General features: G+C 72.1%; 11 protein-coding genes and 6 pseudogenes. 14 read left to right on the forward strand and 3 right to left on the reverse strand.

What is annotated here, in order from left to right; translation table 11 throughout:
* Positions 1–14: 14 nt before the first annotated feature.
* Positions 15–1,009, reverse strand: a pseudogene (locus ACQ86J_RS29925) (formylglycine-generating enzyme family protein).
* Positions 1,010–1,125: 116 nt separating this feature from the next.
* Between ACQ86J_RS29925 and ACQ86J_RS29930 the strand changes: the two are divergent.
* From ACQ86J_RS29930 to ACQ86J_RS29965, 8 genes and pseudogenes are all read left to right on the forward strand, one after another.
* Positions 1,126–1,248 (forward strand): annotated as a pseudogene (locus ACQ86J_RS29930) (helix-turn-helix domain-containing protein); the annotation flags it as partial.
* Between the two features lie 199 nt (positions 1,249–1,447).
* On the forward strand, positions 1,448–2,098 hold the full coding sequence (locus ACQ86J_RS29935) for a substrate-binding domain-containing protein (RefSeq protein ID WP_431268370.1): 651 nt from the start codon (positions 1,448–1,450) through the stop codon (positions 2,096–2,098).
* 87 nt (positions 2,099–2,185) lie between these two features.
* Complete coding sequence (gene gorA, locus ACQ86J_RS29940; RefSeq protein WP_431268371.1) at positions 2,186–3,562, forward strand: glutathione-disulfide reductase; 1,377 nt, start codon at positions 2,186–2,188, stop codon at positions 3,560–3,562.
* Between the two features lie 91 nt (positions 3,563–3,653).
* A pseudogene (locus ACQ86J_RS29945) lies at positions 3,654–5,032 on the forward strand (class II 3-deoxy-7-phosphoheptulonate synthase).
* 17 nt (positions 5,033–5,049) lie between these two features.
* A pseudogene (locus tag ACQ86J_RS29950) lies at positions 5,050–6,220 on the forward strand (nicotinate phosphoribosyltransferase).
* Positions 6,221–6,315: 95 nt separating this feature from the next.
* The gene (locus ACQ86J_RS29955; protein WP_431268372.1) at positions 6,316–7,119 is read left to right on the forward strand and encodes a DMT family transporter; all 804 of its coding nucleotides are present in this window, start codon (positions 6,316–6,318) and stop codon (positions 7,117–7,119) included.
* Between the two features lie 823 nt (positions 7,120–7,942).
* Positions 7,943–9,279, forward strand: a pseudogene (gltX, locus tag ACQ86J_RS29960) (glutamate--tRNA ligase).
* 72 nt (positions 9,280–9,351) lie between these two features.
* The gene (locus tag ACQ86J_RS29965; RefSeq protein WP_431268373.1) at positions 9,352–10,149 is read left to right on the forward strand and encodes a lytic transglycosylase domain-containing protein; all 798 of its coding nucleotides are present in this window, start codon (positions 9,352–9,354) and stop codon (positions 10,147–10,149) included.
* An 89-nt stretch (positions 10,150–10,238) separates the two neighbouring features.
* On the opposite strand, the gene ACQ86J_RS29970 is transcribed toward ACQ86J_RS29965, so the two are convergent.
* Positions 10,239–10,508, reverse strand: coding sequence for a hypothetical protein (locus tag ACQ86J_RS29970; protein WP_431268374.1), 270 nt, complete (start codon positions 10,506–10,508; stop codon positions 10,239–10,241).
* A 203-nt stretch (positions 10,509–10,711) separates the two neighbouring features.
* On the opposite strand from ACQ86J_RS29970, the pseudogene cysS reads away from it, so the two are divergent.
* The 6 genes and pseudogenes from cysS to ACQ86J_RS30000 form a co-directional block, all read left to right on the forward strand.
* Positions 10,712–12,109 (forward strand): annotated as a pseudogene (cysS, locus tag ACQ86J_RS29975) (cysteine--tRNA ligase); the annotation flags it as partial.
* Positions 12,110–12,223: 114 nt separating this feature from the next.
* Positions 12,224–12,463 (forward strand): hypothetical protein, encoded by a 240-nt coding sequence (locus ACQ86J_RS29980; RefSeq protein WP_431268375.1) that lies wholly within the window; start codon positions 12,224–12,226, stop codon positions 12,461–12,463.
* 135 nt (positions 12,464–12,598) lie between these two features.
* Positions 12,599–13,285 (forward strand): RNA methyltransferase, encoded by a 687-nt coding sequence (locus ACQ86J_RS29985; RefSeq protein WP_431268376.1) that lies wholly within the window; start codon positions 12,599–12,601, stop codon positions 13,283–13,285.
* A 152-nt stretch (positions 13,286–13,437) separates the two neighbouring features.
* The gene (locus ACQ86J_RS29990) at positions 13,438–13,980 is read left to right on the forward strand and encodes a glycine zipper domain-containing protein (RefSeq protein WP_431268377.1); all 543 of its coding nucleotides are present in this window, start codon (positions 13,438–13,440) and stop codon (positions 13,978–13,980) included.
* On the forward strand, positions 13,962–14,537 hold the full coding sequence (locus ACQ86J_RS29995; protein WP_431268378.1) for a hypothetical protein: 576 nt from the start codon (positions 13,962–13,964) through the stop codon (positions 14,535–14,537). Before ACQ86J_RS29990 ends, ACQ86J_RS29995 begins: the two co-directional genes overlap by 19 nt.
* Positions 14,498–14,755, forward strand: a complete 258-nt coding sequence (locus ACQ86J_RS30000) for a hypothetical protein (RefSeq protein WP_431268379.1) — start codon at positions 14,498–14,500, stop codon at positions 14,753–14,755. Before ACQ86J_RS29995 ends, ACQ86J_RS30000 begins: the two co-directional genes overlap by 40 nt.
* Here the strand turns inward: ACQ86J_RS30000 and ACQ86J_RS30005 are convergent.
* Positions 14,742–14,963 carry a hypothetical protein gene (locus ACQ86J_RS30005; protein ID WP_431268380.1) on the reverse strand — a complete coding sequence of 74 codons (222 nt, stop codon included), beginning with the start codon at positions 14,961–14,963 and terminating at the stop codon, positions 14,742–14,744. The two genes, ACQ86J_RS30000 and ACQ86J_RS30005, sit on opposite strands and share 14 nt — an antisense overlap.
* Positions 14,964–15,010 lie beyond the last annotated feature (47 nt).

Genomic DNA, 15,010 nt, shown 5'->3' on the forward strand with positions numbered 1-15,010 from the left:
GCGTTCTTCTCCTGTCAGGGGTCCGGGGCGTGGCGGAGCACGCAGCGGAAGCCGATATGGCTCATGCCGGTGTCCACCATCTGGGCGTGGCGCGCGGCCGGCCGGTAGCGCCGGCAATAGCTCGGCGCGCAAAGGAAGCTGCCGCCTTTCACCACTTTCCGGGGGATGCGCACCGTGGGCTGGCCGCGGTCGTAGCTCCCTTCCATGCTGGGGCTGCGCCGGCCGGGCGACCCGCAGCAGGACGGCGCCGGGGCGGCGTCCGGCGAATTGGTGTCCGGCGGCAGATGGCCCGCGGCATACCAGTCGGCAGTCCACTGCCAGACATTGCCGGCCATGTCGAAGAGCCCGTAGCCGTTCGGGGCGTAGGAGCCGACCGGGGCGGTCCGCTCGAAGCCGTCCGCGGCGAAGTTCCGCCAGGGAAGGGGCCCTGCCAGGTATTCGCCCGGTGCAGCCCGTCCGGTGCCAGCTTGTCGCCCCAGACGAACTCCTTGCCCTCCAGCCCACCGCGGGCGGCGAACTCCCATTCCGCCTCGGTCGGCAGCGACTTGCCGGCCCAGCGCGCATAGGCCTCGGCATCCTCGTAGGCCACCTGCACCACCGGATGGCTCTCACGGCCATCGATGCCGCTGCCGGGGCCTTCGGGCCGGTGCCAGCAGGCGCCCGGGGTCCAGTGCCACCAGTTGGTGACGTCGCGCGTGTTGACCGGCCCGTCGGTCGGGCGGAAGACCAGGGCGCCGGGCACCAGCATCGCCGGATCGGCGCCGGGATACTGCGCCGCGTCCAGCGGCCGCTCGGCCACGGTGCGGTAGCCGGTAGCGGCGACGAAGCGGGCATACTCCGCATTGGTGACGGTGGCCGCGTCCATCCAGAAGCCGTCCACCTGCACCGGATGCGCCGGTCGCTCCTCGGGATAATGTCGGTCGGAGCCCATGGTGAACCGGCCGCCGGGGATCACCCGCATGCCGGCGGGCGCGCTTCCGGCCGGCATGCTTGCCGCCATTGACTGCATCGGAACCCATACCTGCCTTCGCCCGGCGCCGGAATGGCGGGGTGGCGGGACTATGGCCGCAAGGTCGGCGGTGTTACCAATGCCGTTCGGGAAACTTATCCTTTGCGCAAAAGCATATGCTGGAAGTCCGCGACCTGATCCTGGTCCGCGCCATCGCCGAGCATGGCAGCCTGGCCCGCGCCGCCCGGGTGCTGGCGGTCGGCCAGCCGGCGCTGACCCGCAGCCTTGCGGGGCTGGAAGCCCGGCTGCGCGGCCCGCTGTTCGAGCGCAGCCGCCGCGGGGTGGTGCCGACCGATCTCTGCCGCGTCCTGCTGGGGGAGGCGGGGGAGATCCTCGACCGGCTGGAACGCCTGGACCGGCACTTGGCCGAGGTGCGCGGGCCGCGGGTTCGAGACGCTTCCGATCGGCGCCGGCGGCTATTCCGCCGAATCCATCGCGGTGCTCGCCGCCGCCCGCATGCTGGACCTCTATCCGAGCACCCAGATCCGGCTCACCACGATGAACTGGGCGGATGTGCCCCGTCTGGTGCGGGAGCGGGAGGCGGTGATCGGCATTGCCGATATCAGCGATCTCGGCGACGCGCCGGACCTGCAGGTCGAGCCCCTGCAGCCGATGCCCGGCGTCTTCCTGGTACGGCCGGGTCACCCGCTGGCCGCGCCGGGCGCGCCGCTGGATTTGCCGCGTATCATGGCCTCGCCCCTGATCTTCCTCGGCCGGGTGCCGCGCCGGGTGCAGGAACCGCTGGTCCTGGCGCGCGAGCAGGCGCGGCAGGCGGGGCGGCTGCATCCCGCCTTCCCGGCGCTGATGCTGGAAAGCCCGACCGCGGCGATCACCGCGGCGCAGGAATCGAATGCAGTGGCGGGCACCACCATCGCGCTGGCCGAGGCGGCGATCGCCGCCGGGCTGGTGGTGCCGCTGCCCTGGCGGGCGCCCTGGATGGAGGTGCGGCTCGGCATCCTGCGGCTGCGCAGGCACCAGCCATCCGAGGCCGAGGCGGCCTTCCTCGACCTGCTGCGCACGGCGGATGCGGAGGCGAACCTGCGGGCCCACCGCTTCCTGGCGGCGCATGGCTTCGATCCGGTGCCCTGACCCTGGCCCCAGGGTTACCTTCCGCCCCCGGCCAGCGCATATAGGGCGAAAGGACCGGCCGCTGGCCGGCGGCGGAAAGGGCGGACCATGGCCTACGACTTCGACCTGTTTGTCATCGGCGGCGGCTCCGCCGGCGTGCGCTGCGGCCGCATCGCCGCGACCCATGGCGCCAGGGTGGGCATCGCCGAGGAGCGCTTCTGGGGCGGCACCTGCGTCAATGTCGGCTGCGTGCCGAAGAAGATCATGGTGAATGCCGCCGAATACGGCCAATGGGCCGAGGATGCCGCGGCCTTCGGCTGGAGCATCGAGAAGCGGGGCTTCGACCTTTCGGTCCTCAAGGCGGCGCGCGACGCCGAGGTGGCACGGCTGAACGGCATCTACGGCAGGCTGCTGGCCGGCGCCGGCTGCACCGTCTTCGACGCCAGGGCGACCTTCATCGACGCGCATACGCTCGATGTCGGCGGTCGTCGGGTGACCGCCGAGAAGATCGTCGTCGCGGTCGGCGGCCGGGCGGTGCGGCCGGGCATCCCGGGCGACGAGCTCGGCATGCTGTCGGACGACGTCTTCGACCTGAAGCAGGTGCCGCGCCGGCTGACGGTGATCGGCAGCGGCTACATCGCGCTGGAATCTGCCTGCGTCTTCCGCGGCCTCGGCGCCGAGGTCGACCTGGTCTACCGCGCCGACCTGCCGCTGCGCGGCTTCGATCACGACATCCGGGTCGCCTTGAAGGAGGCGCTGGACGCACAGGGGATCCGCCAGCATTGCGGCCACCACCCGGCCCGGCTCGACCGCCAGGGCGACCACCTCCGCCTCAGCATCCTGGGCGGGGAGGCGATCGAGGCCGATGCGGTGCTGTTCGCCACCGGCCGGGTGCCGCATACCCAGGGGCTGCATCTCGACGCCGCCGGGGTGATGTGCACCGCGAAGGGCGCGATCGAGGTGGACGAGGAGCACCGCACCACGGCGCCGAACATCTGGGCGATCGGCGACGTCACGGACAAGCTGAACCTGACGCCGATGGCGACCGCGGTCGGCCATGCCCTGGCCGACACGCTGTTCGGCAAGAACCCGCGGAAGGCCAGCTACCTGAACGTCCCGACCGCGGTCTTCACCTCGCCGCCCATCGGCACGGTGGGGATGACGGAAGCGGATGCGGCGCTGCTCGGCCCGGTCGATGTCTATGTCGCCTCCTTCACCCCGATGCGCCACACCATCAGCCGGCGGCCGGGCCGCAAGTCGCTGATGAAGCTGGTGGTCTGCCAGGAGACCCAGCGAGTGCTCGGCGCCCATATGCTGGGCGAGGACAGCGCCGAGATCATGCAGGGGATCGGCATTGCGGTGGCGGCCGGCCTCACCAAGCAGGATTTCGACCGCACCATCGGCATCCACCCGACCGCGGCGGAGGAGTTCGTGACGATGCGGACCCGGACGCGCGAGGCCGGCATCCGTGCGGCGGCGGAATAGCTGCCCCGCAAACCCGCCTGGCACCTGCCGGGTTCACCCCGGGGCGCGGCTGGGCTAGGCTCGCCCCCTCTTTGACCAGGAAACGCTCACAATGACCGCGCGCGGGTGGCACCCCGGAAGCTGGCGGGACATGCCGATCCGGCAGGTTCCCGAATACCCCGATCAGGCGAAGCTGGCCGAGGCCGAGGCACGCCTCGCCCAATGGCCCCCCTGGTCTTCGCCGGCGAGGCGCGGCGGCTGAAGGCCGCGCTGGCCAAGGCCGGCCAGGGCCAGGCCTTCGTCCTGCAGGGCGGCGACTGCGCCGAGAGCTTCTCCGACTTCACCGCCAACGTCATCCGCGACACCTTCCGGGTGCTGCTGCAGATGGCGGTGGTGCTGACCTTCGGCGGCGGCACCCCGGTGGTGAAGCTCGGCCGCATGGCCGGGCAATTCGCCAAGCCGCGCTCCTCCGACGTCGAGACCAAGGACGGCGTCACGCTGCCCTCCTACCGCGGCGACATCGTCAACGGGCCGGACTTCACCGCCGCCGCCCGCGTGCCGGACCCGGCGCGGATGGAATTTGCCTACATGCAGTCGGCCGGCACGCTGAACCTGCTGCGCGCCTTCGCCACGGGTGGGTATGCCGACCTGCACCAGGTGCACCGCTGGAATCTCGGCTTCGTCGAGCGCAGCCCGCTCGCCTCCCGCTACCAGGACCTGGCGGCGCGGATCGACGAGACGCTGGGCTTCATGCAGGCCTGCGGCATGTCGGACCTGCCGCAGGTGCGGGAGACCGACTTCTACACCTCGCATGAGAGCCTGCTGCTCGGCTACGAGCAGGCGCTGACCCGGGTGGATAGCACCACCGGCGACCACTATGCCTGCTCGGCGCATTTCCTCTGGATCGGCGACCGCACGCGGCAGCTGGACGGCGCGCATGTCGAACTCCTGCGCGGGGTGAAGAACCCGATCGGCCTCAAGGTCGGCCCGACCTCCGACCCCGACGAATTGGTGCGGCTGACCGAGATCCTGAACCCCGAGAACGAGATGGGCCGGCTGACGCTCATCTCCCGCATGGGGGCGGACAAGCTGGAGGCCAAGCTGCCGCCGCTGCTGCGCGCGGTCAGGCGGGCCGGCCGCAACGTGGTCTGGCTGTCCGACCCGATGCACGGCAACACCACCAGCGTCGGCGTCTACAAGACCCGGCCCTTCGATGCGATCCTGACCGAGGTCCGCCGCTTCTTCGACGCCCATGCCGCGGAGGGCACCCAGCCCGGCGGCGTGCATGTGGAGATGACGGGCCAGGAGGTCACCGAATGCCTCGGCGGCGCGCACCGGCTGTCGGAGGCCGACCTGGCGCTGCGCTACCAGACCTTCTGCGACCCGCGGCTGAATGCCGAGCAGTCGCTGGAGCTGGCCTTCCTGATCGCGGAGGAGCTGAAGGCGCGCCGCAGCGCCGCGCCGGTCCTGCCAGCGCGCGCAGCCGAATAGGCGGGGGGACAGGCAAGATGGACGGATCGCCGCCGGCAGGACCCAGCGATGCGGCGATCTCCGCCCGCACCGACGCCTATTTCAACCGAACCCGGGCGATCGTGCAGCGCTTCGGCGATGTCCGCGTCACCTATGCGGTCTTCCTCCGCCGCCCCGTGGTCAGCGCACCGCGGCTGGCGGTGGAGTTCCTCGAAGGCGTGGCGCGCGACCGCGGCACCCGCTTCGAGATCGAGCTGATGCACCCGGAAGGCACCTGGGTCGGCGCCGGCGACCCGATCCTCTACCTCACGGGATCGCTGGTCGAGCTTCGCCGACCTCGAGACGCTCTACCTGCAGAAGCTCGGCCCGCCCTGCGTCGCCGCGCACAACGCCTACCAGATGTGCGTCGAGCTGCCGGAGGTCGCCTTCCTGGCGATGGATGCGCGGCACTGCGCCGGCGCCGAGATGGCCAACATGATGGCCTACGCCGCCAGCGTCGGCGGCGCCGCCGCCATCAAGGAAGGCGCCAAGGGCTTCATTGGCAACGCGACCGACGCCACCGCTCACTGGTTCGGCGCGCCGCGCGGCTACGGCACCATGCCGCATGCCCTGATCGGCTATGCCGGCAGTACGCTGCGCGCCGCCGAGATGTTCCAGGAGACCTTCCCGGAGGAGAACCTCACCGTCCTGGTCGATTACTTCGGCCGGGAGGTGACCGATGGCCTGGCGGTCTGCCGCCGCTTCCCCGAGCTCGCCGCGGCCGGCCGGCTCGCGGTCCGGCTCGACACCCATGGCGGCCGCTTCCTCGAAGGCCTCGATCCGGCCGAGAGCTATGCCGTGCTGGAACGCCACGCCCCCGGCGCCATCCGCCGCTACCGGTCGGAGACGGAGCTGCGCCAGCTGGTCGGCACCGGCGTCTCCGCAGCCGCCCTCTGGAGGATGCGGGAGGCGCTGGACGAAGCCGGCTTCCCCAAGGTGCGGATCGTCGCCTCCTCTGGCTTTAACGTGCAGAAATGCCGGGTCATGGCGGATGCCAAGGCGCCGATCGACGTGGTCGGCACCGGCAGCTACCTGCCCGATGTCTGGTCGGAGACCTATGCCACCGCCGATATCGTCGCCTATGACGGCGAGGCGCGGGTGAAGGTCGGCCGCGAATTCCTGCTACGGCGGAACGGCGACCGGAAGAAGCACGGGAACCAGCCCGGCTGAGCCTGCCGGCGCCGCAGACCGCGGGGCGGCGCGACTGGCTGGCGGGCTGGGCCTGCGCGGCCGGGCTGCTCTGCATCTGGGTCAGCTTCCACCTCATGTCGCGGCTGACCGTGCGGCAGGCGCTGACGCCCTGGGACGTGGCGGCGCTGCGCTTCGGCGGCGCCTTCCTCGCCGCCCTGCCGCTGCTGGCCTGGTTCGGCCTGCCGCGCATCCCGCCGCGGCGCTGGCCCGCCATCATCCTCTTCGCCGGGCTCTGCTTTCCCCTGTGTGCCTATGCCGGCTACCAGCTGGCGCCGGCGGCGCAGGGCTCGACCGTGATGGCGGCCGGGCTGCCGGTGGCGGCGGCGCTGCTGAGCGTTGCCATGGGGCAGGGGCGGATCGGCCCCTGGCGGGCGGCGAGCCTCGGCATCGTCGCCGCCGGCTGCCTGCTGCTCGGGACCGCGACCGCCGGCCGTTTCCAGGGCGCCTGGACCGGCACGCTGCTGTTCCTGACCGCCGTCGCCGGCTGGGCGGTCTATACCCTGCTGGTGCAGCGCTGGCGGCTGCGCGCGATCGAGGCGACGCTGACCGTCGCTTTGCTGACCGGGCCGTTCTACCTGCCGGTCTGGTGGCTGTTCCTGCCGTCCAACATGGCCGAGATCCCCTGGCGGGTGGTCGCCACCCAGGCAGCCTTCCATGGCATCGGCTCGGTCATCCTGGCTGGCTTCTTCTATACCCGCTGCGTTGCCCTGCTGGGGCCGGGGCCGACCACCATGATCGGCGCCGCGGTGCCGGGCCTCGCCGCGCTGCTCGCTTGGCCGCTGCTGGGAGAGGCGCTGTCGCCGCTGGCCCTGTTGGCGGTCGGCGTGGTCTGCGCCGGGCTGGCGCTCGCGGTGCTGCGGCCGGACCGGACGGGCTGAGCCGATCCGGGTGCGTGCGTTCGGCCGCGCGCGGCGTTATGCCTGCCCCAATGACCCGCGGACCCTTCCGATGAGCGCCTTCGACACCGGCCTGTTCAGCCCGCCGGGCGGCTTCGCCGTCCGCATCCTGGATCTCTCGGGCGGCAATGGCGCCGACCCGGTCGAGACCATCGGCGGCTTCCAGACGCTGGAGCACGCCAATGCCTTCGCCCGTCGCTACGTGCGCGACAGCATGGAGCGCTGCCGCACCCGCGGCATGCAGCCGGATGCTGTCATCGCCGCCTGGTTCGCCTTCGGCGAGGATGCCGAGGTGGTCGGCGGCGCCGAGCAGGCCTGGCGCAGCGCCGCCGAGCTTGACCGACTTCGCCGCCCGCCCGCCGCAGGATGCCGAGGATCGCAATTGGCGTGCCCTCGACCCCCGCCGCGACGCGGACGACGCCGAGGAGGAGGAGGAGTGAGCCGCCCCGACGACCGCAGCGCCGCAGGGCGTGGAGGTCTGAATCGGCCGGCCAGGACGACGGGCCGCCACAGCGTCCGCTGCGGCGACTTCGCCGACGAGGGCGACCCGGACGAGGAATGGCAGGTCGGCGGCTTCGCCTCGGCCGAGGCCGCCCAGGAATATGCCCGCCGCTTCGTCCGCGCCCAGGTCGAGGACCTGCGCCGCGAGGCCGCATCGCCCGCCGAGCTGGCCGAGATGTACGACCGCTGGGGCGAATACGCCGAGACGCCCGGCTTCGACCTGGCCACCTGGGTCACCCATTGCATCGCCCACCCTGCCGCGCGGAAGCAAGGACACCGACTACGCCGCGCTGGAGCCCTGATCGTGAAACTTCGCTTCGCCCCGTCGCCGACGGGCTACCTCCATGTCGGCAATGCCCGCGTCGCGCTGGTGAACTGGCTGCTCGCCCGCCAGCTCGGCGGTCAGGTGCTGCTGCGGCTCGACGACACCGACACCGATCGCAGCAAGTCCGAATATGCCGAGGCGCTGGAGGAGGATCTCGCCTGGCTCGGCCTCGACTGGGACGAGCATTTCCGCCAGTCCGACCGCATGCCGCTCTATGCCGCGGCCGCCGAGCGGCTGAAGGCCTCCGGCCGGCTCTATCCCTGCTTCGAGTCGGAGGAGGAGCTGCGCTACAAGCGCGAGCAGCAGCTCCGCCAGAAGCGCCCGCCGATCTACGATCGCGGCGCGCTGAAGATGACGAAGGAGCAGTACGAGCGGGCGCTGGCCAACGGCAAGACGCCCTATTGGCGCTTCAAGCTGAACATGCGGGAGGTCACCTGGCTCGACGGCGTGCTCGGCGAGCGCCGGGTCAAGCTGCCGAGCCTCTCGGATCCGGTGCTGCTGCGCGCCGACGGCACGCCGCTCTATACCTTCACCAGCGTGGTGGACGACCTCGAGAGCGGGGTGACGCATATCGTCCGCGGCGAGGACCACGTCACCAATACCGGCGTGCAGATCGACCTCTGGCAGGCGCTCGGCGGCAATCCGGAGAAGCTGCGCTTCATCCACCTGCCGCTGCTAACCGATGCCGATGGCGGGCCGCTCTCGAAGCGCCTCGGCTCGCTCTCGCTGAGGCAGCTGCGCAAGGACGGGGATCGAGCCGGCGGCGCTGGCCGGCTACCTCGCCGCGCTCGGCACCGCGCAAGACCCGGTGCCCGGCCTGCCGCGCGACCTAGTGGCGGGCTTCCGCCTCGTCGCCATCTCCAAATCCGCCGCCCGCTTCGACGTCCAGCAGCTGCTGGCGCTGAACCGCCGGCACCTGCACGAAGCCAGCTTCGAGAGCGTCCGGGCCCTTTTGCCGGAGGGCGCCGACGCGGCCTGGTGGGAGGCCATCCGCGGCAACCTCGACCTGCTGTCGGAAGCCAGGGAGTGGTTCGAGGTGGTGCGCGGCACCGTCGTGCCGCCGCCGCAGGAGGGGGAGGAGGAATTCCTCCGCGCCGCGCTCGCCGCCCTGCCGCCCGCGCCCTGGGACGAGGCGACCTGGGCCGCCTGGACCGCCACGTTGAAGGAGGCGACAGGACGCAAGGGGCAAGGCGCTGTTCCTGCCGCTGCGCCTGGCCCTGACCGGGGAGGAGCATGGGCCGGAGATGAAGACCCTGCTGCCGCTGATCGGGCCGGAGAAGGTGACCCAGCGGCTGCGGGTCGCCGCGGCCGGCTGACCATGCACGCGCCACGATCCGGTCATCTCCGGCGTGGCAGGATGACGATCCCCGTCGCCCCGGTGCCCGCCCATGCGCCTCGACCGCCTGCTGCCGCTCGCCGTCCTTGCCCTGCTCGCCGGCTGTACCCGGCCCGCCGCCGTCTGGGATGGCCGGCGCGGCTATGACGGCAACGGCGACTATGGCTACGACCTCGACGGCTCCCGCGCCGAGGCGCGCGTGTACCGGGCCCGGGCGCCGGGCGCTTATGTCGTGCCCGGCCCGCCCGGCGATCCCTGGGGCCCGCATATCAAGGAGGCCGCCGCACGCTTCCAGGTGCCGGAGCGCTGGATCCGTGCCGTGATGCGGCAGGAGAGCGGCGGGCGGCGATTCGATGCCGGCGGCCGGCCAATCACCTCGCCGGTCGGTGCCATGGGGCTGATGCAGGTGATGCCGCGGACCTACGACACGCTGGCGGCGCAGCACGGGCTGGGCCCGGACCCCTACGCGCCGCGCGACAACATCCTGGCGGGCGCGGCCTATATCCGGGCCATGCATGACCGCTTCGGCGCCCCGGCCTTCCTGGCCGCCTACAATGCGGGGCCGGAGCGGACAGCGGCCTGGCTTTCCGGCAGCATGATCCTGCCGGAGGAGACGGAGAACTACCTCGCCAGCGTCGCGCCGCAGCTTGGCCTGCCGGCCGGGGCGATGGCCCGCCTGCCGGCGGCGCAGGTGGTGGAAGCCGCCGATCTCGGCGCCTATGCCGGCGGCGGCATGCGGGGTGAGGATTATGCCAGGGCCGGCGATGCCGACCCGTCGCTCCGCGCCTATGACGGCGGCGGGCTGGTCACGCCTTGGGCGCCGACCGGGACGCTCCCGCCCCGCCGCTGAGCCGGATGCCGGCCGGGTGCTGCCACCCGGCCGGGCCTTCCTTGCTTACCGGGCTGGCGCGGTGGTGGTGCCGCGATGCGTCGTGTCGTTCATCGGGGTGCGGGTGACGCCGGTGCCGTGGCTAGGGTTGGCGCCGGTGGTGTTGGACCCGGTGGCGCGGTCCACAGCGCGGCCACGGCAGTGCCGGGCGGGTTGCCGCGGGTGCCGTCGGCCGGGGTCGGGGCACTGCCGGTGGCGCGGTCGAGGGTGCGCTGCGTGGCGGTGCTGGGCGGGTTGCCGGGGGTGCCGTCGCGCTGGGCGAGGGCCGGGGCGGCGACGAGAGTGGCGGCGACAAGACCCATGGCGATGTTGCGGATCATGGTTTTTCTCCGTGTGATGGACAGCCAAAAGGCGTCCCGCCCCCGGAGGTTCCCCCGCCGCGCCTTCGCATTCCGGTGGCGGCCCGGCGCCGCAGCGGCCAGGATGCGGCATGGTCGCCGTCCTGCCCTGTCGCCGCTGAACCGCCGCCGCATGCGCGGCCGATGATGCGTTCTGCCGCCGACCGGACTATGGATGCGCCGTGATGACCCTCGACCTGACGCTGCACAACAGCCTGACCCGCACGCGCGAGCCCTTCGCGCCGATCGACCCCTCCCATGTCCGGCTCTATGTCTGCGGCCCGACGGTCTACGACCTGGCGCATCTGGGCAACCGCAAGGCCGGTGGTGGTCTTCGACGTGCTGGCGCGGCTGCTGCGGCGGCTGTTTCCCCGCGTGACCTATGTCCGCAACATCACCGATGTCGAGGACAAGATCACCGCCCGCAGCCTGGAAAGCGGAGAGCCGATCGGCGCCATCACCGCCCGCACCACGGCCGATTTCCACCGCGACATGGCCGCCCTCGGCGCCCTGCCGCCGGACCAGGAGCCGCGCGCGACCGACAGCATCGCGCCGATGATCGCGCTGATCGAGCGGCTGGTCGCCAATGGCCATGCCTATGCCGCCGAGGGCCACGTGCTGTTCAGCGTCGCTTCCTTCCCCGACTATGGCGCCCTGTCGGGCCGCAACCAGGAGGAGATGCTGGCCGGCGCCCGGATCGAGGTCGCCCCCTACAAGCGCGATGCCGGCGACTTCGTGCTGTGGAAGCCGAGCACCCCGGAGCAGCCCGGCTGGGACAGCCCCTGGGGCCGCGGCCGGCCGGGATGGCACATCGAATGCTCCGCCATGTCCTGGAAGGCCCTCGGCGAGGTCTTCGACATCCATGGCGGCGGCCAGGACCTGCTCTTCCCGCACCATGAGAACGAGGTGGCGCAGTCCGCGCTGCGCCTTCGGCACCCGGCCATGGCCCGCTACTGGATGCATAACGGCATGCTCCGGGTCGACGGGGAGAAGATGTCGAAGTCGCTCGGCAATTTCCTGACCGTGCGGGACATCCTGGCGCGTGGCGCCTGGGCCGGGGAGGCCTTCCGGCTGCTGCTGCTGCGCACCCACTACCGCTCGGACCTCGACTTCACCTTTGCTGGGCTCGAGGAGGCCAAGGCCGAGCTTCGACGACCACTACGCCATGCTGGCCCGCGCCATCGAGCCGCCGGCAGGGCACAGGCGAGCCAAGCCGAGATGGCGGAATGGGCGCTGGAGCCGCTGCGCGACGACCTGAACACGCCGCTGGCCCTCGCCCGGCTGCGCGACCTGCGGACGCTGGAGAACGTCGCCAGCGTCGGCGGCTCGGCCGCCACCGTGCTGCACCGCGCCGGCAAGCAATGGCCCGTGGTGCCCGGCGTCGCGGCGCTCGCCTTCCGCGAGGCGGCGGCGGTGCTCGGGATCTGCCAGGGCGAGGCGCAGGCCTGGCTGCAGGGTGGCGAGGACACTGGCTGGGTGGACCAGGCGATCGCCGACCGGTTGGCGGCGCGAAAGGCGCGCGACTTCGCCGCGGCGGACCGGATCCGTGACGAGCTGAAGGGCAAGGAATCCTGCTGGAGGATGGGCCGCAGGGGGACGACCTGGCGGCGCCTGTGACCAAGAACCGGGGGAGAGAGGGCACCTTTCTCCCCCGGGCCCCCACTCACCGCTTTTTCTGAGTCTTAGGAAGTACCGGTTTGACTGCCTCGCCCGAGGATTGGCTGGACGCCATCAAGCGCATCGCGCTGACCGACCCGACGCGGGCCTGGCTGCGGGCGCATCTCGACGCCGCCGGACTGCACGGCGGCGGAGGCAGCGCTGGCCGCGGCGGCGAAGCAGCCGATCGAGGCCTACCGGGCGCTCGCCGTCGAGCTCGCGGTGGCGATGGAGGTCGACGCCGCCCGCCGAGCCGCTGTTGCTGCTGGCCGAGCCGGTAGGGGAGGGGACATGGCGGCTGCGCCCGGCGCTCGCCTTCGGCCTCGGCGCTCACCGGCTGATGCCGGAGGCCCTGGACCCGCGGCGGCAAGCCCGCCGCCGACCTGCACCCGGCGCCGGGCGAGAGCCCCATCGTCGTGCTGGTCCGGCCGCAGCTGGCGGAGAATATCGGCTCGGTCGCCCGCGCCATGGCCAATGGCGGGCTGTTCCACCTGCGGCTGGTGGCGCCGCGCGACGGCTGGCCGCAGGACCGCGCCTGGCGCACCGCTTCGGGCGCCGACCCGATCCTCGACGCCGCACAGGTCTTCCCCGACGTGCCGAGCGCGGTCGCCGATTGCCACCGGGTCTTCGCCACCTGCCCGCGGCCCCGATCACATCGTCATCCCGATCCGCACCGCCCGCGCCGCGGCCGAGGACCTGCGCGAGATCAATGGCCGGGGCCTCCGCACCCGCCGTGCTCTTCGGGCCGGAGCGCGCGGGGCTCGGAGAACGACGACGTCGCCTGCGCCGACACCCTGGTGCGCTACCCGCTGAACCCCGAGCACATGTCGCTCAACCTGGCCCAGGCGGTGATGATCCTGGCCTATGAGTGGTGGACGGCGGCCGAGCCGACGCCGCCGCGCCAGTTGCAGACCAACGAGACCCATGTCGCCACCAAGGGCGAACTGGAAGGCTTCCTCGGCCGTCTGGTGGCGGAGCTGGATGCCGCCGGCTTCCTCGACAACCTGCCGAAGCGGCCGGGTATGGTGCGCAACCTGCGCCACTGGTTCGGAGCGCGGCGAGGTGACCGAGCAGAAAGCTGCGCACCTTGCACGGCGTGGTGACGGAGTTGTCGCGCGGCCGGATGCGGCGGGGCCGGCCGGAGGAGTGAGCTAACCAATACGGTTCTGCGTTGCACCAGAACGTGTACGAATGGATGATCGGTCTCGGCCGATGATGCCGCGGTTCCCGCTTCGCCTCACGGAGACTCCGCCGCATGCGTCGCCCCGGCGCCATTCTGCTCCTGCTGATTGCCTTCGGCCTGCCGCTCGGTGGCTGCCAGGACATGAACAACCAGCAATCGGGTGCCCTGCTCGGCGCTGGCGGCGGCGCCCTGCTCGGCGGCCTCAGCGGTCGGCTGATCGGCGGCAACAACACCGGCGCCGCCGTCGGGGCGTTGGTCGGGGCGCTGGCCGGCGGCTTCGCTGGCAGCGCGATCGGCCAGAACCTGGATGAGCGCGACCGCCAGCGGGCGCAGCAGGCCACCATGCAGGTGCTGGCCCAGCCGGTGCAGGCGCCGCCGGTGCAGCCGGGCCGCAGCTATGCCCCGCCCAAGACCCGCGCGCCCCAGGTCACCTGGCGGTCCGAGAAGAACCCCACCCAGGGCAGCGCCGCGCTGGTCTCGGTGGACCGGCCCGCGGCCGGCGGCGGCGAATGCCGCACGGTGCGAGAGGAGTCGCCTATATCGGCGGCAAGGAGGTCGTGCCAGAACAGCCGGTATTGCGAAGGCGGGAACGGCCAGTGGCAGCCGGCCACCTGATCGCCGGCCTCGCCCTGGCAGCGGCGCTGCTGCTGCCGGGGCCGGTCCCGGCCCAGGGGCTGAAGGGCCCGCCCCCGCCGCAATCGGAGGAGCCGGAGGAGCCCCCTCCGCCCCGCGGCAGCGGCCCCGCCCCGTCGCCCGAGGAAGCCGCGCCCCGCGCGCCGCAGCGCGCGCCGCCAGCGCCGCCGGCACGGCCGGCCGCCGCCCGCCGGCTCGACCTGCAGGTGGTGCGGATGGCCGGCGACCGCCCGGCGCTGACCGTGCAGGGCCCCTTCGCACCAGGCGATGCCGACCGCTTCGAGCAGGTGCTCGACGCCAATCCGGGCATCCGGGAGGTGCTGTTCAACTCGCCCGGTGGCGCGGTGGAGGACGGGCTGGCGATCCGGCCGGCTGATCCGCGCCCGCAGGCTCGCCACCAGGGTGCCGAACGGCGCCGAATGCGACAGCATCTGCACCATGGCCTTCCTGGGCGGCGTGCTGCGGCGGATCGACGGCAACGCCAGAGTATTGCGTCCACATGTTCGCCGCCAGCGACCCAGAGCTGTTCAACCGCCTGACCAACATCATCAAGGAAGGCGGGCCGGACGCGACGCGGGAGGTGATCGAGGTCATGCAGGGCACCGCGGCGCGCATCGCCGCCTCCTGGGCCCGCTACCTGGTGGAGATGCAGGTCTCGCTGCGGCTGATGACCCCGACCTTCCGTACCCGCAACCGCGACGTGTATTGCCTGGACAAGGACGAGCTGCGGGACCTGGTGGTGGTCAACGTGAACTGACCCTGAGCACGCGCTTCGCCAGCTTCCGCGCCAGCGCATAGCCGAGCAGCCCGGCCACCGGCGCCGCCGGCAAGACCAGCAGCCAGCCGATATGCGCGCCATTCACCGCCAGCCCCAACCCGATGCCGAGCATCAGCCCGCCGACCAGGCTGCCCACCACGCCGGCCGTCAGGCCGAGCACCAGGATCTCTTCGCGCGTCACGCTCATGCGACCGGATTAGGCCCTGTCTTCCAGGTTTGACAAGGCCGCGTCCC

It is taken from the genome of Dankookia sp. P2, from assembly GCF_050632255.1.
GTDB lineage: Bacteria > Pseudomonadota > Alphaproteobacteria > Acetobacterales > Acetobacteraceae > Paracraurococcus.

Excerpts from the sequence above, each read along its gene's own strand:
- gorA (WP_431268371.1), top strand. The coding sequence starts at position 2,186 with ATGGCCTACGACTTCGACCTGTTTGTCATCGGCGGCGGCTCCGCCGGC.
- ACQ86J_RS29955 (WP_431268372.1), top strand. The coding sequence starts at position 6,316 with ATGTCGCGGCTGACCGTGCGGCAGGCGCTGACGCCCTGGGACGTGGCG.
- ACQ86J_RS29965 (WP_431268373.1), top strand. The coding sequence starts at position 9,352 with ATGCGCCTCGACCGCCTGCTGCCGCTCGCCGTCCTTGCCCTGCTCGCC.
- ACQ86J_RS29970 (WP_431268374.1), bottom strand. The coding sequence starts at position 10,508 with ATGATCCGCAACATCGCCATGGGTCTTGTCGCCGCCACTCTCGTCGCC.
- ACQ86J_RS29990 (WP_431268377.1), top strand. The coding sequence starts at position 13,438 with ATGCGTCGCCCCGGCGCCATTCTGCTCCTGCTGATTGCCTTCGGCCTG.
- ACQ86J_RS30000 (WP_431268379.1), top strand. The coding sequence starts at position 14,498 with ATGTTCGCCGCCAGCGACCCAGAGCTGTTCAACCGCCTGACCAACATC.
- ACQ86J_RS30005 (WP_431268380.1), bottom strand. The coding sequence starts at position 14,963 with ATGAGCGTGACGCGCGAAGAGATCCTGGTGCTCGGCCTGACGGCCGGC.